The organism is Kribbella sp. ALI-6-A (assembly GCF_001984195.1).
Classification (GTDB): domain Bacteria; phylum Actinomycetota; class Actinomycetes; order Propionibacteriales; family Kribbellaceae; genus Kribbella.
Genome location: NZ_MTQN01000010.1, coordinates 1,044,794 through 1,062,116, shown reverse-complemented (window position 1 = coordinate 1,062,116; position 17,323 = coordinate 1,044,794). Strand labels below are relative to the sequence as shown.

The 17,323-nt window shown below is 69.9% G+C and carries 16 protein-coding genes and 1 riboswitch; of the genes, 7 read left to right on the top strand and 9 right to left on the bottom strand.

All coding sequences use genetic code 11. The features are described 5' to 3' along the window. Positions 1-171: 171 nt before the first annotated feature. Positions 172-305: riboswitch (FMN riboswitch) on the bottom strand. A gap of 401 nt (positions 306-706) precedes the next feature. From abc-f to BWI15_RS19330, 6 genes are all read left to right on the top strand, one after another. Further along, positions 707-2,338: a ribosomal protection-like ABC-F family protein gene (gene abc-f / locus BWI15_RS19360; protein WP_077015771.1), complete on the top strand. Its 1,632-nt coding sequence runs from the start codon at positions 707-709 to the stop codon at positions 2,336-2,338. A 92-nt stretch (positions 2,339-2,430) separates the two neighbouring features. Next, complete coding sequence (locus BWI15_RS19355) at positions 2,431-4,053, top strand: ABC-F family ATP-binding cassette domain-containing protein (protein ID WP_077015770.1); 1,623 nt, start codon at positions 2,431-2,433, stop codon at positions 4,051-4,053. A gap of 326 nt (positions 4,054-4,379) precedes the next feature. Beyond that, on the top strand, positions 4,380-5,252 hold the full coding sequence (locus tag BWI15_RS19345; RefSeq protein WP_077015768.1) for a substrate-binding periplasmic protein: 873 nt from the start codon (positions 4,380-4,382) through the stop codon (positions 5,250-5,252). Beyond that, positions 5,252-6,001 carry an amino acid ABC transporter permease gene (locus BWI15_RS19340; protein WP_077015767.1) on the top strand — a complete coding sequence of 250 codons (750 nt, stop codon included), beginning with the start codon at positions 5,252-5,254 and terminating at the stop codon, positions 5,999-6,001. The genes BWI15_RS19345 and BWI15_RS19340 overlap by 1 nt, the downstream gene beginning before the upstream one ends. Beyond that, positions 5,985-6,728, top strand: coding sequence for an amino acid ABC transporter ATP-binding protein (locus BWI15_RS19335; RefSeq protein WP_077015766.1), 744 nt, complete (start codon positions 5,985-5,987; stop codon positions 6,726-6,728). The genes BWI15_RS19340 and BWI15_RS19335 overlap by 17 nt, the downstream gene beginning before the upstream one ends. 162 nt (positions 6,729-6,890) lie before the next feature. After that, complete coding sequence (locus tag BWI15_RS19330) at positions 6,891-7,667, top strand: polysaccharide deacetylase family protein (protein ID WP_083750870.1); 777 nt, start codon at positions 6,891-6,893, stop codon at positions 7,665-7,667. Here BWI15_RS19330 and BWI15_RS19325 read toward each other — a convergent pair. The 6 genes from BWI15_RS19325 to BWI15_RS19300 all read right to left on the bottom strand — a co-directional run bounded on the left by BWI15_RS19325 (position 7,664) and on the right by BWI15_RS19300 (position 14,136). Next, positions 7,664-8,416 carry an HAD-IIA family hydrolase gene (locus tag BWI15_RS19325; RefSeq protein ID WP_077016098.1) on the bottom strand — a complete coding sequence of 251 codons (753 nt, stop codon included), beginning with the start codon at positions 8,414-8,416 and terminating at the stop codon, positions 7,664-7,666. The genes BWI15_RS19330 and BWI15_RS19325 overlap by 4 nt on opposite strands. Positions 8,417-8,807: 391 nt before the next feature. Next, positions 8,808-9,467, bottom strand: a complete 660-nt coding sequence (gene rpe, locus BWI15_RS19320; RefSeq protein WP_077015765.1) for a ribulose-phosphate 3-epimerase — start codon at positions 9,465-9,467, stop codon at positions 8,808-8,810. 13 nt (positions 9,468-9,480) lie between these two features. Then, positions 9,481-10,209 carry a cobalt-precorrin-6A reductase gene (locus BWI15_RS19315; RefSeq protein WP_077015764.1) on the bottom strand — a complete coding sequence of 243 codons (729 nt, stop codon included), beginning with the start codon at positions 10,207-10,209 and terminating at the stop codon, positions 9,481-9,483. After that, positions 10,206-11,156, bottom strand: coding sequence for a DUF916 domain-containing protein (locus tag BWI15_RS19310; RefSeq protein ID WP_077015763.1), 951 nt, complete (start codon positions 11,154-11,156; stop codon positions 10,206-10,208). The genes BWI15_RS19315 and BWI15_RS19310 overlap by 4 nt, the downstream gene beginning before the upstream one ends. Before the next feature lie 102 nt (positions 11,157-11,258). Then, the gene (locus BWI15_RS19305) at positions 11,259-12,800 is read right to left on the bottom strand and encodes a purple acid phosphatase family protein (RefSeq protein ID WP_083750868.1); all 1,542 of its coding nucleotides are present in this window, start codon (positions 12,798-12,800) and stop codon (positions 11,259-11,261) included. A gap of 112 nt (positions 12,801-12,912) precedes the next feature. Beyond that, entirely contained in the window at positions 12,913-14,136 is a 1,224-nt protein-coding gene (locus BWI15_RS19300) for a HupE/UreJ family protein (RefSeq protein WP_077015762.1), read from the bottom strand. A 152-nt stretch (positions 14,137-14,288) separates the two neighbouring features. Between BWI15_RS19300 and BWI15_RS19295 the strand changes: the two genes are divergently transcribed. Then, positions 14,289-14,951 carry a hypothetical protein gene (locus BWI15_RS19295; RefSeq protein WP_077015761.1) on the top strand — a complete coding sequence of 221 codons (663 nt, stop codon included), beginning with the start codon at positions 14,289-14,291 and terminating at the stop codon, positions 14,949-14,951. Here the strand turns inward: BWI15_RS19295 and cobM are convergent. Genes cobM through BWI15_RS19280 form a run of 3 tightly spaced genes read right to left on the bottom strand, consistent with a single transcriptional unit; the run spans position 14,948 to position 17,281 of the window. After that, entirely contained in the window at positions 14,948-15,688 is a 741-nt protein-coding gene (gene cobM / locus BWI15_RS19290) for a precorrin-4 C(11)-methyltransferase (protein WP_077015760.1), read from the bottom strand. The genes BWI15_RS19295 and cobM overlap by 4 nt on opposite strands. After that, positions 15,685-16,887 (bottom strand): precorrin-6y C5,15-methyltransferase (decarboxylating) subunit CbiE, encoded by a 1,203-nt coding sequence (cbiE, locus tag BWI15_RS19285; RefSeq protein ID WP_077015759.1) that lies wholly within the window; start codon positions 16,885-16,887, stop codon positions 15,685-15,687. Before cbiE ends, cobM begins: the two co-directional genes overlap by 4 nt. Continuing rightward, positions 16,880-17,281, bottom strand: a complete 402-nt coding sequence (locus tag BWI15_RS19280) for a TIGR03618 family F420-dependent PPOX class oxidoreductase (protein WP_077015758.1) — start codon at positions 17,279-17,281, stop codon at positions 16,880-16,882. Before BWI15_RS19280 ends, cbiE begins: the two co-directional genes overlap by 8 nt. Positions 17,282-17,323: the final 42 nt, after the last annotated feature.

The following is a 17,323-nucleotide window of genomic DNA, read 5'->3' as shown; positions in this document are numbered from 1 at the left end:
TCCCTCGTTGTCACGGACGCGCTTCCGGGGCCATGACAACCGGCACACGAACCGTCGCCCGGGACTCGCGATCACCCGCGGTGCAACCGCGGGCGACCATCCGTGACCTCGAGGGTCACCTCACGCGACCCACTGGGCCGCGTCGTGTCCGGACGCCGGAGCGCACGCCGATCGCGTGCGCCTCCCATCCGGACTTTCACCGTCGGTCCCGGAATTCCACCAGGTCAACCGGCCGACGAACTGCGTCGACCGGGTCGCGGACTGTCACCGCCGGCTCGGAATTACACCGACCCCGGAGCACGCGAGTGGGTTCACTCGTACTGGAAGTGTACGACGCCGCTCCAGTCCCGCCGATGTTGCTTCCGCCACTCGGACCTCCACCACCGACCAACCCGGCGCCAGGGCCGAGGGGCCCGCTCGAGGGAGCGGCCGTCGACCGCCCGCGGGCCGGTTGGTGGGTGGTGGAGGTCGGTGAAATCGCTTCGGCCGATCACCGGCCGGCTGTTATCGTGGCTTTGAGTCACCAGAATTCTTCGAGGAGACCGCGAACGTGGCAGGAGTCGACGACGACATCTCGGGGTGAGTCCCGAGGTGACAGGCCATAGGCCGGTGCGCACGCACCGCTGCCGTGGCCTGATCGGCGTTTCCTGACCACTGTCCGCTGCCGCCGGCCGCCGGCGGCGCTTCATTCTTCGAGGTCTTCCGCATGTCCGATGCGTCCATCGTCTGTTCCTCCCTGTCGTTCGCCTGGCCCGACGACACCCCGGTCTTCACCGACCTGGCCTTCACCGCCGGTCCAGGGCGGACCGGCCTGGTCGCGCCCAACGGCGCCGGCAAGTCCACGCTGCTCAAGCTGATCGCCGGCGAACTGAAGCCGACCGGCGGCAACATCTCCGTCGACGGCGTGCTCGGCTATCTGCCGCAGAGCCTGCCGCTGGTCGGCGACCTGACCGTCGCGGAGGTGCTCGGCGTCAAGCCGGTCATCGACGCGCTGAACGCGATCGAGTCCGGCGACGTCGACGAGCGGCACTTCACTGCCGTCGGCAACGACTGGGACATCGAGGAGCGCACCCGCGCGCAACTCGACCGGCTCGGGCTCGACGCCGATCTCGACCGACGGCTCAACACCTTCAGCGGCGGGCAGGTCATCTCGCTCGGACTGGCCGCGCAACTGCTGAAGCAGCCCGACGTCCTGCTGCTCGACGAGCCCACCAACAACCTCGACCTCGACGCGCGGCACAAGCTGTACGCCGTACTGGAGAGCTGGAACGGCTGCCTGGTCCTGGTCAGTCACGACCGCGCCCTGCTCGACCGGATGGACCGGATCGCCGCGCTGGAGCGGGGCGAGGTCCGGTACTACGGCGGCAACTTCACGGCGTACGAGGAAGCGGTCGAGGCCGAGCGGGAGGTCGCGGAGAAGAACATCCGCTCCGCCGAGCAGGACCTCAAGCGGGAGAAGCGCGAGATGCAACTGGCGCGTGAGCGGGCCCAGCGGCGGGCGAGCAACGCGCAGCGCAATCTCAAGGACGCCGGGCTGGCGCGGATCATGGCCGGCAACATGAAGCGGTCCGCCGAGGTCTCGGCCGCGAAGGCCAACGCCACCCACGCGAACCGGCTCAACGACGCCAAGGCCAAGCTCGACGAGGCCGGCCGCGCCCGCCGCGACGAACCGCGACTCGCACTGGAACTGCCCGGGACCAACGTGCCCGCCGGCCGGACGGTCTTCGAGGGCAGCGGACTGACGGTGCGCTTCGGCGAGCGCGACCTGTTCACGGGCGAGGGCGCCGCGCTGAACATCCGCGGGCCGGAGCGAATCGCCCTCACCGGCCCGAACGGCGCCGGCAAGTCGACGCTGCTCCGCTGGGTCCAGGGCGATCTGGACGGCGGTTCGGTGAAACGCGCCGATGGGCGGATCGCGTATCTGTCCCAGCGCCTCGATCTGCTCGACCTGGACCGCACGGTCGCGCAGAACCTTGCGGACTTCGCGCCGACGATGGCTGAGGCACAGCGGATGAATCTGCTGGCCCGCTTTCTGTTTCGCGGTCAGCGGATTCATCTGCCGGTTGGTGTGCTGTCGGGTGGTGAACGTTTGCGGGCGACGCTCGCGTGCGTCCTGTACGCGGAACCGGCGCCGCAGCTGCTGCTGCTGGACGAGCCGACCAACAACCTTGACCTGGTCAGCGTGGAGCAACTCGAAGCGGCGCTGAACGCGTACGAGGGTGCGTTTGTTGTGGTCAGCCACGACGAGCGGTTCCTCGCGGAGATCGGGATCACGCGGTGGCTTGCGCTGCGTGAGGGGCAGTTGATGGAGTCCACTCCGCCTGCGGCGACCAGCTGAATCAGGCCGGTCCTCGCACATTTGCCCTCACCTCCGTGTCCCCCCGCGCACGCCGGGGACGCGGGGGCACTCTCCCTCGAACTGGTTGCCCTATGCCCCTTTCCGCTCTTGTTGCCGACGACATCGTCCGCATCCTCGGCGCCCGCCGGGTACTCGACGGCGTCTCCCTCACCGCCGCGCCCGGTCAGCGCATCGGCCTGATCGGCGAGAACGGCGCCGGCAAGTCCACCCTGCTCCGGATCCTCGCCGGCGCCGACGACCCGGACGGCGGTCACGCCACCCGCCCACCCGACCTCGGCTACCTCCCCCAGGAACTCCCCTTCGACCCCACCGTCACGCTCACCGACGTACTCGAACAAGCCCTGCACGACGCCCACTCCGACCTCGCCGAGCTCGACCGTCTCGCCCAGGCCCTCGCCGACGATCCCGATTCGGCCGACCTGCTGACGGCGTACGGCGATCGCCTCGCGCAAGCCGAGGACCACGGATCCTGGGATGCGGACCGCCGGGCCGACCTGGTCCTCGCCGGCCTAGGTCTCGGCGACGTCCCCCGATCGCGGGTCCTAGGTTCGCTCTCCGGCGGCCAGCGCGCCCGGCTCGCCCTCGCCGCCCTGCTGATCCGCCGCCCGACCGCCCTCCTGCTCGACGAACCGACCAACCATCTCGACGACTCCGCGATCGCCTTCCTCGAAGACCAGCTCCGCGCCCTCCCCGGCGTCGTCCTGATCGCCGCCCACGACCGCGCCCTGCTCGACGCCGTTTGCACCGACCTGTTCGACCTCGAAGGCCCGACCCGGTACCGCGGCAACTACGCCGACTACCAGGCCGCCCGCCGCGCCGCCCGCGAGCGCCGTCAACGCCAGTACGCCGAAGAGCAGGCCGAGCTGGCCGCGCTCCGCGAGGCCGCCGAGGTCACGGCGTACCAGGTCGCGCCCGGCCGGATCCCGCGCGACAACGAGAAGATGGGCCAGGGCCACACCGCCGGTCGGGTCCAGAACCAGATCGCCCGTCGTACCCGCGCGGCGGCCCGACGGCTGGAGACCCTCACCCGCACCCAGATCGCACCACCGCACGAGCCTCTGCGCTTTCGGCCCCGCGCCCTCACGACCCAGCGGCACGCTGATCCCGACGTGCTCGCGGCATCCGATTCCTCCGCCGAACCGCTCATCTGCGCCGACCAGCTCGAGGTCCCACACCGCCTCACCCTCGATCACCTGGAACTCGCTCCCGGCGACCACCTCCTGATCACCGGCCCGAACGGCGCGGGCAAATCCACTCTCCTGTCCGTCCTGGCCGGTCACCTCCCCTTCCGCGGCACCCTCCACCGCCGCCCCGGCCTGACCGTCGCCCTGCTCGCCCAGGACACCACCTTCGCGGATCCCAGCCAGACGCCCCAGCAGATCTATTCACGTGCCCTAGGCAACAATCTCGCCGAGACAGTCCCGCTCGACTCCCTCGGCCTGCTCCCGCCGTACCAGCTGAGCCGGCCCGTCGGCACCCTCTCCGTCGGCCAACGCCGCCGCCTCGCCCTGGCCCTGGTGATCGCCGCCCCTCCCGAACTCCTGCTGCTCGACGAGCCCACCAACCACCTCTCTCCCACCCTCGCCGACGAACTCGAGGACGCCCTCAACTCCACCCTCGGCGCCGTGGTCCTCGCCACCCATGACCGCCACCTCCGCACCCACTGGCCCGCCCGCACCCTCGACCTCGGTTGATCCGAGCCTGATCGGCACCGGCGGCATGGGCTCGGTCTGGCGCGCGTGGGACCTGCGCAAGCAGCAGTACGTGGCTGGGCGACCACGGCCCAGGCCGACGCGCCCGGACTGGCCGAGCTGCTGCGCGTTTACGGTGCGGGACGAACCGATGACGCTGTGGCACACTTCGAACGTCGTACCGGCTGATATATCACAGCCGGAGTAGACATTCCGGAGCCGTCTCATCCGGTGTCCCGACGGAATGCCGCCAACGCCGGCGGCGTTAGCGTCGTTCGGTGGGTCATCCCCACCGTTCCAGAATCACACCTGTTGCTAAGGAGACACCTGTGCGCGCCACCAGCGCCTTCCGCCGCCTCGCCGCTCTCGCCACGGCCGTCACCCTGGCCGTCGGGCTCGCGGCCTGCGGCAGCGACGACACCACGGATGCCTCGGGCCCCGACCTGGGCCTGCTCCAGCCGGGCACGCTGCGGATCGGCACGCTCACCGACGCGCCGCCGAACGTGTACGTCAAGGACGGCAAGTTCACCGGCTTCGACAACGACCTGATCACCGCGGTCGCGGCGAAGCTGAACCTGAAGCCCGAGTTCGTCGGAACCGACTTCTCCGCCCTGCTCTCGCAGGTCAACGGCGGGCAGTACGACCTCGGCAGCTCGTCGATCACGGTCACCGAGGCCCGTAAGAAGACCGTTGCGTTCAGCAACGGGTACGACTTCGGCTACCTCGGGCTGAACACCACCAAGACCTCCGGCATCACCTCGTTCGACCAGCTGGCCGGCAAGCGCGTGGTCGTCGTCCAGGGCACCGTCCAGGACGACTACGCCACCGAGAAGCAGCTGAACCCGGTCCGCGTCCCGAACTACAACGCCGCGCTCGGCCAGCTCAAGGCCGGTACGGCGGACGCCTGGGTCTCACCGGCCGAGATCGGCGAGAAGATGGCCAAGGAGCAGGGCGGCGGCACGGTGATCCTGGCCGCCAAGGAGCTGAGCGACGCGCCGATGGCCTTCGCCGTCGCCAAGAGCAACGACAAGCTGCGCGAGGCCGTGAACAAGGCGCTCGACGAGGTCATCGCCGACGGCACCTGGACCAAGTTGGTCGAGCAGTACTACCCCGGCCGCGCCGTACCGGCGAACTTCAAGCCCGGTAGCGGCACCGTGAAGTTCACCGCGCCCAAGGCCAGCGGCGCCCCCGCCGCCGGCTGATGGACATCTGGTCCACCCTCAACGACACCTTTCTCGACTGGGAGTCGATGAAGGCCGTCCTGCCCGAGATGCTCAAGGTGGGACTGGTCAACACACTCATCCTCGCCGCCGCCTCGGTCGTGCTGGGCACCGTGCTCGGCATGATCGTGGCGGTGATGGGGTTGTCGCGGCGGCGCTGGCTGCGCTGGCCCGCGAAGGTCTACACCGACATCTTCCGCGGCCTGCCGGCGATCCTGACCATCCTGCTGATCGGTCAGGGCCTGTCGCCGATCACCCGGCACTGGTGGGGTCCGAACCCCTACCCGCTGGGCATCCTCGCGCTGTCGCTGATCGCCGCCGCCTACATCGGCGAGATCTTCCGCTCCGGCATCCAGAGCGTGGAGAAGGGCCAGCTCGAAGCGGCCCGCGCGCTGGGCTTCGGCTACAGCATGGGGATGCGCCTGGTCGTCATACCGCAAGGCGTACGACGGGTGCTGCCGGCGCTGGTCAACCAGTTCATCGCGCTGATCAAGGAATCCAGCCTGGTCTACTTCCTCGGGCTGCTGGCCAGTCAGCGGGAGCTGTTCCGGATCGGGCAGGACGCCGCGGCGACGAACGGCAACCTGTCGCCACTGCTGCTCGCGGGCATCTTCTACCTGATCATCACGGTGCCGCTGACGCATCTGGTGAACTGGTTCGACAAGCGGCTGCGCGAGGGCCGTCCCGCTGATCTCGAGGTCGAGGAGCTCGTTCATGCCGACCATCGTTGAGTCCGCGGCCAGCCTGGAGCTGACCGGGATCGAACTCGCGTTCGGGAAGAACAAGGTGCTGCGCGGCGTCGATCTCGCCGTACCGGCCGGCTCGACCGCCTGTGTGATCGGGCCGTCGGGATCGGGCAAGTCGACGTTGCTGCGGGCGACCAACCGGTTGCTGGAGCCCGCGGCCGGCGACATCAAGCTCGGCGGCGAGTCGGTGCTGAAGAGCAACCCGGACGAGCTGCGGCGGCGGATCGGGATGGTGTTCCAGCACTTCAACCTGTTCCCGCACAAGTCCGTGCTGGACAACATCACGCTCCCGCTGCGCAAGCTCAAGAAGCTGACCAAGGAGGGTGCGGCCGAGGCAGCGCTGGAGCAGCTGGAGCTGGTCGGGCTGAAGGAGAAGGCGTCGGCGCGACCCGGCAACCTTTCCGGTGGCCAGCAGCAACGGGTCGCGATCGCCCGGGCGCTGGCGATGAAGCCCGAGGTGATGCTGTTCGACGAGGCGACGTCGGCGCTGGACCCCGAGCTGGTCAAGGGCGTGCTCGGATTGATGGCCGACCTGGCCGACGCCGGCATGACGATGGTGGTCGTCACGCACGAGATGGGCTTCGCCCGGCAGGTCGCCGACCAGGTCGCGTTCATGGATCACGGTGTGGTGGTCGAGGCCGGTCCGCCGGACAAGCTGTTCACCGCGGCCGAGTCGCCGCGGCTGCGGCAGTTCCTGTCGCAGGTGCTCTGACGCGAGCGCGGCGGAGACGCCGCGGTCGCAGCAGTCGTGTCGCGGGTGCTCCGACGCCGTCCGCTATCCGGGTAGTTGACGCGGAAGCGGCGTGGGTCCTGGCCTTCGCCGGGATCCGGCTGATCGTGGGCGGGTGAGGTCACCAACGTCCCGGGGGGACACATGGTCCTGCGTCATCCGCCCGATCGCCGCCCACCGTCACTCGATCTGTCCGGCCCACGCCCGCCCGGACGCAACTCGTCGACCGCCGTCGCGCTCGCGGCGCTGGTCGTCGCGCTGGTCGTAGGGCTCGGCACTGCCGCCGTCGGCAGGTCCCACGAGCCGGCCGGACAGGCCGCTGCCGCACCACCACCGGCGCCTGCACTGCCGGCGAAGTACGTCGTACTCACCTTCGACGACGGCCCGGATCCGCGGTACACGCCGCAGATCCTCGACATCCTCGACCGGTACGGCGCCAAGGCGACGTTTTTCGTGGTCGGCGCCGAGGTGAAGCGACATCCGGAGCTCGCGCGGAGGCTGCACGAGCGCGGGCACAGCGTGCAGAACCACACCTGGTCGCACGCCAACCTGAGCAAGCTGTCGTGGTCCGCGTTCGAGCGCCAGGTGAAGAACACCGACGCGCAGATCCAGGCGCGCACCGGTCTCGCGCCAGGGTGCCTGCGACCGCCGTACGGGGCCCGTAACGGTCTCGTCGACCGGCGCGCGGCCGCACTCGGCAAACAGGTCGTGCTGTGGGACATCGACTCACGCGACTGGACCCGCCCGGGGGTCGCGGCGATCGAGCGCCGCGTGCCCGCGACCGTGCGCAACGGCTCGGTCATCCTGTTCCACGACGGCGGCGGGGATCGGGCCCAGACGATCGCGGCGCTGCCGAAGATCCTCAAGACGCTGACGGCGAGCGGCTTCGGCTTCCGGACGGCGGCCTGCGATCCGCCCTAGGCGAGCGCGGTGACCAGCGGGACGACGTCGGCGATCGACTCGACGATGCGGGTCGGCCGGAAGGGGAACCGGTCGACCTCGTGCTCGCCGGTCGAGCCGGTCAGCACCAGCACGCTGCGCAGGCCGGCTTCCAGCCCGCTGATGATGTCGGTGTCCATCCGGTCGCCGATCATCACCGAGGTCTCGGAGTGCGCCTCGATCCGGTTCAGCGCGCTGCGCATCATCAGCGGATTCGGCTTGCCGACGAAGTACGGCGCGACGCCGGTCGCGCGGGTGATCAGCGCGGCGACCGACCCGGTGGCCGGCAACGGCCCCTCGGCCGACGGGCCGGTCGGATCCGGGTTCGTGGCGAGGAACCGCGCGCCGCCCGAGATCAGCCGGATCGCCTTCGTGATCGCCTCGAACGAGTAGGTCCGGGTCTCCCCCAGCACGACGTAGTCCGGGTCCCGGTCGGTCAGCACGTACCCGACCTCGTGCAACGCGGTCGTCAGCCCCGCCTCGCCGATCACGTACGCCGTACCGCCGGGCCGCTGGTCGTCGAGAAACTGCGCGGTCGCGAGCGCGCTGGTCCAGATCGCGCGCTCCGGTACGTCGATGCCGCCCGCGAGCAACCGCGCCCGGAGGTCGCGCGGGGTGTAGATCGAGTTGTTCGTCAGCACGAGGAATTTGCGCCCGGACGTCTGCAACGTCGCGATGAACTCGGCGGCGCCGGGGATCGCCCGCTCTTCGTGCACCAGCACGCCGTCCATGTCCGTCAGCCAGCTCTCCACCGGCTTGTGCTCACTCACACCGCACTCCTCGCGCTCGGGGTTGCTCCCTGATCCTCCCAGAAGCCACTCGCCGGTCGGCCCTCCACCACGCTCCCCGCGCAGGGATGTCGCGTCAGGAAGAGTTGGCGCTGCCCGACCGCCGCCTGCGATGCGGCCGACAACGTCCGCGGTGGCTGAGGCCACCACTGACCAAGCATGTTCGTCTGCGGGAAGGCACGCTCCACTGCCGCGGCGCATGGCCGGTCTGCGGGGGTTGGTCGGTGGTGGGCGTCGGCCGGCGAGTGCATCCTCCTCTGCCAACCGTTCAGCCGGAGGTGTCTGCTTCGCGCGAACTCGCGTCGCCGGGCGGTCTCGGCGTACAGAAACCCGGTTAGCCGGCGTTCTGCGCCAGCGTGCGAAGCTTTTCGACCATCGCGTTCGGGTCGTCCGCTGCATAAACAGCAGAACCCGCGACGAACACGTCGGCGCCCGCTTCGGCGCACTGTTCGATGGTGTCGGCCGAGACGCCGCCGTCGATCTGGATCCACAGGTCGAGGCCGTGTTTGTCGAGCAGCGCTCGGGTGCGGCGGATCTTGGGGACGCAGACGTCGAGGAACTTCTGGCCGCCGAAGCCCGGTTCGACGGTCATGATCAGGATCATGTCGAGCTCGGGCAGCAGGTCCTCGTACGGCTCGATCGGAGTGGCCGGTTTGAGGGCCATCGAGGCGCGGGCGCCCTTGGCGCGGATCTCGCGGGCGGTGCGGATCGGGGCGCGGCAGGCCTCGGCGTGGAAGGTGACGCTGCTCGCGCCGGCCTCGACGTAGCCGGGGGCCCAGCGGTCGGGGTCCTCGATCATCAGGTGGCAGTCGAGCGGCTGGCTCGCGGCCTTGGCGAGCGACTCGACGACCGGCATGCCGAGCGTCAGGTTCGGGACGAAGTGGTTGTCCATCACGTCGACGTGCAGCCAGTCGGCGTTCGAGACCGCCGCCGCTTCGTCGGCCAGTTTGGCGAAGTCCGCGGACAGGATGCTGGGTGCGATCTGGATTCCCATAAGGCCTCGGATTCTACCGACGGCGCCGCAGCCACTCGACGACCTGGTCCACCGACTCGACCGCGTCCACACCGGACGGCAGCGGTGGCCGGCCGATCACGATCACCGGTACGCCGAGTTGCCGCGCGGCCTCGAGCTTCGCCGACGTCATCTCGCCTCCGCTGTCCTTGGTCACCAGGACGTCGATCCGGTGCTCGCGCAGCAACCGCACCTCGTCCTCCACCGCGAAGGGTCCGCGGGCGAGGATCACGGTGCACCAGTCGGGTTCGGGCTCCGGCGGGTCGACGCAGCGGGCGAGTGTCCACAGCCCGGTCCCGGCGAAGGCGTCGAGACCTTGCCGGCCGATGGTGAGGAACACCCGCGAACCGACCTGCGGGAGGAGCCGAGCAGCCGCATCGGCGGACTCCACCCAATGCCACGCACTCCCGTGGCCGCCGTCCCAGCCAGGGCGGCGAAGTACCAGCAACGCCACCCCCGTACGCCGGGCCGCTTCGGCCGCGTGCTCGGTCATCGTGGCCGCGAACGGATGAGTCGCATCGACCAGCGCATCGACCTGCTCGTCCCGCAGCCAGGCGACCAGACCATCCACCCCGCCGAACCCGCCCTGACGAACCTGACCGGCCGGAAGCCTGGCGTCCGTCGTACGACCGGCCAGCGAGGACACGACGTCGATGTCCTGGGCTACCAGGAGGTCAGCGAGGCGCCGGGCTTCGCCGGTTCCGCCGAGCAGTAGGACCTTCACCCACCCACTATCTCGCGCCGGCCCCTCCGACGGACGACGACCGCACCGCCGACCAGCACGAGCAGAACCACCAGGACGATCAGGGGAAGGAGCCGTCCATGCGCTTCCCCGGAGACTGCGGCAAGCGGCGCGGTCGAACCAGCGGCGTCCGTCAGCAGCGGCACAACGGTCACCTCCGCACTCAACGGCACCACGGCAGCAACATCGCGGACCGGAACGCTCGCCTTCCACGAGTCCCCCGGCAGCAACGACGGCGAGTCCGCGACCTCGCCCGATTCGGCCCGCAACTGACCGAACGGACCGGCCAGCGACGCCTTCTGCCGCGCCGACACGGTCGCGTTGCCGGTGTTGTGCACGGTGTAGGTGACCGTCGCGTCACCGCCGACCAGCGAAGGATGCACGTGGACGTCGCTCACCGTCAGCTGAGGCTTGAGCTCCCCACCGACCCGCAGCTTGATCCGGACGCCCATCCGTCGCTCCACCGGCTGCTTCGAGGCCGGGTCGGTCTGCTCGACCGAGGTGACGATGCCACCGATGTGATCCCCAGGCGCCGCGTCGGCCGGAACAGTCACCTTGAACGGCACCGAGGCGGACTTGCCCGGCAGGATCCGCAAGGAAGCAAGCCCCGGATGAACCCAAGCCCCCACGCTCGTGGCCTTCGCGTCCTTGCGGCGCAGATCGAGCTGGCCGGAGTCCGTGGTGAAGCCGTCGGCGGCGTACACGGCGAGCTCGAGCGGTGTGGTCCCCCGGTTGACGACGAGCAACCCGTCGTCCACCGTGTCACCCGGTGCGACCGTGTAGGTGTAGTTCTGCCGGTCCGGACCGAAGGCGTTGTCGGCCGGTTCCACGCTCCACGGAGCATCGTCGGCGGGAGCGGCGGCGGCCGGTACGGCGTACAGGCTGGTGGCGGCCAGTACGGCGGCGGCCAGGAGACGGGTCGGGCGCATGGATGTGATCCTCGAAAAGGTCGGAAAGTGGAGCGGGCCCCCGCCCGCCCCACCAGAGGTTGGTCAGCGCACCGAAGCGAGCCGACCGCGTTCTCTCAGGTCTCAGCGGAGCCAGTTGGTGTCAGCGGCAACCTTGTTGTTGCCCTTGCCACCCTTGTAGGTGTGGATGGCAACCTTGTCGACGACCGAGCCGACCGGCGCGGCCGGGGTGGCGCCGCTGTCCGGTCCGCACCACGACTCCTGCCCGAGCTCGACGGCCGCGTTCGGCGCCGCGCAGGTGCCGCTGCGCAGGTTCTCGACGACCAGCTTGTCGTCCTTGACCTGCACCCGGACGTAGGTCCGGACGTGCTCCTGGTTCTCCACCGAGTTGGCCCAGTGGTTCTTCGGGTTCAGCGGGTCCGGACCGTAGTTCGGGTCCTTGGTGACGTCGGGCTTGGTCAGGTCGTAGTACTTCGAGCCCGAGGCGGAGTTGGCCGTCACGTAGACGACGCCGCCGGGGCCCTGGGTGACCTGGGTCGCGCCCGGCTGCTCGGCCGGATTGGCCTTCTTGCCGTTCTTGATCTGGTAGCTGCGCGAGTAGCTGTGGTCGTGCCCCTGCAGGACCAGGTCGACGCCGAGCTGGGAGAAGGCGGTCGGGAAGTCCTGGCGGCGCAGCTGGTTGTCGCCGTCGTTCGCGTGGCTGGCCGGCGAGTAGATCGAGTGGTGGTAGACCAGCACGGTGTACTTCGCCTTGGCGCCGTAGGTGTTGACGACGTTGGTCACGTAGCCGATGTGCGCGGCGTCCGAGCCGTTGGCGTAGGCGTTGCTGTTCAGGTCGATGAACAGCACGTCCTTGTACAGGTACCAGTAGTCACCGCCGGAGCGGACCGCCTGGTCGCCGTTGTAGTACGGCGTGGAGCGGTCGGTGTTCGGCGTCCAGAAGTGCTGCTCGTAGGCCTTGCCGCCGACGTCGTGGTTGCCGATCGTCGCGGCCCACGGGTACTGGCGCAGCTTGTCGGAGCCGAGGAACGCGTCCCACTGGCTCTCGACGTTCGCGCTCTCGACCTGGTCGCCACCGGAAACCAGCAGCTCGGCCTTCGGGTTCGCGGTCAGCGCGACGTTCAGGGTGTCGGCCCAGCCGGCGCCGTCCTTGGCGGTGTCGCCGGACGAGCCGATCTGCGGGTCACCGAAGAACAGGAAGCTGAAATCGCCCTTGAAGTCCTGGGTCTGGAAGGTGTACGTCGGCGACCAGTGCCCGGCGTTGCCGACCCGGTAGGCGTACTTCTGCCGCTGCTTGAGGCCGTCGATCGTCGCGTGCGCGTTGAACCCGCCGTTGACGGCGTTGGCCGTGACGGTGGCCGGGAACGAGGTCACGTTCTTCGGGAACTGGCCCTTGACCAGTTTCGAGGCCGGCACGACCTGGACCAGCTGGCCGGCGTTGGTCGAGGAGTACCAGCTGAGCACCCGCTGGTTCTCCTTGGCGCCGACGCCGAGCACGATGCGCGAGACCGCGACCGCCTCACCGTCGGCGGGCTTGCTGGGGGCGGCGGTCGCGAGACCACCACCGAACGCTGTGGAAACCCCCACCACCGCCACCGCGGCCAGCGCCAGGCGGCGTCCAGCAGCTCCGCGCAGGCGGACCTGCTTCCACTGATTGAACTTCATCGAGGTTCCGTCCGTTTCAGGTCCGAGAAGTAGTTGCTGCGCCAACTTCCTCGCGACGGATGGACCAGCGGTGAACATCCGTTTCCCCGCCGCCAAATATATTCGGACTCAATCAATTTGTGACCCGCTGGACGAACCACACCAGGCCCGCCACGGCCACCCCCGCCGACAGCGCGCCGGTCACCCACAGCGCGGTGGTCGGCCTTCGGCGTCGCAGCAGCGCGAGCACCGGGAAGACCAGCCCGATCAGCGACAGCTGGACCGCTTCGAGGCCGACGTTGAAGACCAGCAGCGACCACAGCAACTGCCAGGACCAGGCCGCGTCGATGCCCAGCGCACTGGCGAACCCCAGCCCGTGCACGAGCCCGAAGCAGAACACGACACCGAGCCGGATCCAGCCCGCCCGATCAAGGCTGAAGTGCCGGTTGCGGATCGTGTCCAGCTCGCCGGCATGCAGCCCGCGCTGCCGCAGCCGCCACAGATGCCAGCCCGCGACGACCGCGATCGACAGCGCGATCACCGGCTCGACGAACGACGCGGGCACCTTCACCAGCCCGAGCGCGGCGAGCACGAACGTGACCGAGTGGGCCACCGTGAACGACGTCGCCGCCAGCACGATCTCGCGCAGCCGCCGCGATCCCGCGATCAGCGCGAGCAGGAAGAGGATGTGGTCGAGGCCGGTCAGCAGGTGCTCGGCGCCGAGCCGGAAGAAGTCCCAGAACCGCTCGGTCCAGGACTGCTGGGTCGAGAACGCCGGCCGCTGCGTGTCGAGTGCCGCACTACCCGACTTCAGGTCGAGGTCATAGGTGAGGATCGTCTTCGTGTCGCGCACATAGCCCTCGTCGTCGCCGAAGAGCGTGCTGCGGATCTCGTGCGCCTCGGCCGGCTCCGGACAGGCGTAGTCGAGCACGAGCAGCGCGTACGGGACGCCGTCGCGCTCGGTCATCGTGTAACCGCCGGCTTGGCTCGGCTTGCAGGCCTGGCCTTGCGCCGTGACGGCGAATCGCTTGCTCACGTAGCCGACGACCGATCGGGTGTGGCCGGTCAGCGCGGTGGCCTGGCGAGCGGTGTCGCGGGCGTCGAAGGCGGCGGTGCCCTCGCGGAACAGCGCGTCGTCCTTCTCGGCGTCTGCGGTGGAGACCACCAGCAGGTCGTACTCGAGGCCGAGTTCGGCCCGGACGTGTCCACGCTCGGGCGCGGTCAGGTCGGCGTACACGGTCGAGCTGAAGCCGTGGGCCGCGGCGGGAGCGGCACCGAGGGCGAGGCCCAGGACGGCGAGCAGGATCGCGGCGTACGCTGCGCGAGCGAGGGCGGACGGACGGTTGCGGGTGGGCATGGGGCCTTCTTTCCTGGTCGGCCGCACGCTGCCCCGCGCGGATGAACGACCGGCGGACCGCGGCCGAACATCTCGCGACCGGGCCCGGACGACGCCCGCCGATGGGGTAGGAAGGGTGCCGACCAACTCCCGTCTCCGCCTCGGAGGATCTCTTGCGTCCGCGTCTCGCCGCGACGATCGTGCTCGCTCTCACCGTCGCCCTCACGGGGTGTGGGGCGAACGACGACTGGGCCGGTCCGCGGGTCGCGCCCAGCCCGGTCGGTGCTCTGGGCAACGGCTTCGTGGACCCGAAGGCGCCGCCGACGCCGGAGGCCACGGTCACGCCGAAGCCCGGATCGTGGGACGGCGTGCATCCGTCGAAGGGCTACCGGGTCGTGCTGCTGTCAGCCGGTGGCGACGCCCAGACCAAGACGCTGACCGACGCGGTGACGTCCTGGGCGAAGGCCGAGAAGGTCGACCTGAAGACGATCACGGCCGACGATCCCGCGCACCGGATCGACCGGATCACCGACGCGCTGGGGCTGAGGCCCGACCTGATCGTGGCTGCGGGCAACAGTCTGATCGATCCGCTCGCACTGGTCACCGCGAACCATCTCGACCAGCAGTTCCTGGTGGTCGGCGCCGAACTGGCCGAGCCCACGCACAACGTCACCGCCGCGGACTGGACCGGCGCGGCGTACCGCGGCGAAGGGCTCGGGATGTCGTCGACCTACGACCCCGCGTCGTTCACGCCCGAACGCGCCGGCGCGGCGATCCGCGCCGGGGTCGCCAGCGTCCTGCACGGGCTGACCGGCATCGTCGTCTGGATCGGCTAGCGGGCCCGCGTCGTCGAGTACAGGTGACTGTCGGGAAAGTTGTCGGCGGCAAGTGTTCGCCCGACGATCACCACCGCCGTCCGCCGTACGCCGGCCGCGTGGACCTGCTCGGCGATACCGGCCAGCGTCCCGCGCAGGACCAGCTCGTCCGGACGGCTGGCGCGCGCGACGACCGCGACCGGGCAGTCCTCGCCGTAGTTCGGGATCAGCTCCTCGACGAGTCGCTCGATCTGCTGAACGGCCAGGTGCAGCACCATCGTGCCGCGGCTCGCGCCGAGCGTGGCCAGGTCCTCCCCCGGCGGCATCGCCGTCGCCCGGCCGCCGACGCGGGTCAGGATCACCGTCTGGCCGACCTCCGGCACGGTCAGTTCGCGGCCGAGACTCGCCGCGGCCGCCGCGTACGCCGGTACGCCGGGCGTCACGTCGTACGGGATGCCGAGCGCGTCGAGCCGCCGCATCTGCTCGGCCATCGCGGAGAAGACCGACGGGTCGCCGGAGTGCAGCCGCGCGACGTCGAGGCCCTGCTCGTGCGCGGCGGCCAGTTCGGCGACGATCTGGTCGAGGTCGAGATTGGCCGTGTCGACCTTGCGAGCGGCAGGCGGGCAGTGGTCGAGCAGTTCGACCGGGACCAGCGCACCGGCGTACAGGCAGACGGGTGAGTTCGCGATCAGGTCGCGGCCGCGCACGGTGATCAGGTCGGCCGCGCCGGGCCCGGCACCGATGAAGTGGACGGTCACTTGGTCACGCTCCAGATCGTCACGGGCATCGCTGGGCGCCAGCCGGTCATGCCGCCGACGGGCGAGGCGCGCTGCACCGACAGGCGGACCAGGTCGCCACCGAGTTCGGCGTACCAGCGGGCGATCAAGGTCTCGGTCTCCAGCGTGACGCCGTTCATCACCAGGCGGCCGCCGGGCGCGAGGGCGTCCCAGCAGGTCTCGATCACGCCGGGCTTCGTGCCGCCGCCGCCGATGAAGATCGCGTCCGGCGTATCGAGGTCGGCCAGTGCTTGCGGGGCCGCGCCGACGACGGTCCGGACGACCACCCCGAGGGCGGCTGCGTTGCGGTCGAGTCTCTTGGCCCGGTCCGGATCGCGCTCGATCGCGACCGCCCGGCAGCTCGGATGGTGCCGGGTCCACTCGATGGCGATGCTGCCCGCGCCGCCGCCGACGTCCCACAGCAACTGACCGGGGACCGGGGCGAGCCGCGACAAAGTGATGGCGCGGACTTCCCGCTTGGTCAGCTGGCCGTCGCTCTCGTACGCGTCGTCGGGCAGACCGGGGCTCGTCGGCAGCAACGGCGCACCGGCGTCCGGTTGGCAGACGATCCCGATGACGTTGAGCGCGTTGACCTGGTGGTCCCAGTCGCGGGCGGACGTGGTCCGGACGGTTTCGTCGGGCGAGCCGAGCTGCTCCAGCACCGTGAACTCCGAGCCGCCGTACCCGCGCTCGGTGAGCAGCTTGGCGACTTCTCCCGGAGTGTGCGATCCCCAACTCAGTACGACGAGCCGCCGGCCCGGCTGGACGTGCGGATGGACCAGCTCGAGCGGATGCCCGACCAGACTGATCACCTCGACCTGGTCCTGCGGCCACCCGAGTCGCGCGCAGGCCAGCGAAACACTCGACGGGTGCGGGATCACGTGCACCGCGTCGGCACCGAGCAGCCGCGTGAGTGTCGTACCGATGCCGTGGAAGGTCGGGTCACCGCTCGCCAGGACGCAGATCTTCCGGGCCCCGTGTGTCGCCAGTAGTCCGGGCAGCGACTCCGACAGCGGCGACGGCCAGGCGATTTTCTCCGCGGCCGTCACCGGCACGAGTTCCAACTGCCGGGCGCTGCCCATCACCACTTCGGCATCCTCGACCGCCTGGCGCGCGACCGGCGAGAGCCCGTCCCACCCGTCCGCACCGACGCCGACGACGGTCAGCTTCTGTTCACGCATTCCCGAGCACCTTGGTCACGGTGATCTCGACGACCACGCGCTCGGGGTTCACCCGGGGCTGCTTGTAGCGCGCGGCGTACCGGCGTTCGGCGTCGGCGACCTTGGCGGGGTCGTCGCTCACCACCGCGCGGCCTTCCAGCGTCGACCAGCGCCGGCCGTCCACCTGAGACACCGCGACCGCCGCGCCGTCGGCCCCGGCCGCCCGGATCAACCGAGCCTTGTGCGATCCCCCGCTGCAGATCACCCGAGCGATCCCGGCCTCGAAGTCCACGGTCACGCCGACCGGCACCGCGTGCACCGTCCCGTCCTTGCGCACGGTGCTCAACACACACAGATGCCGCTCGGTCCAGAACTCGACGAACTCGGGCGACTTCTGCTGCAAAGGTTCCGGCACCCCCTGATCGTAGACAGCCGACCTCCACCACCGATCAACGGG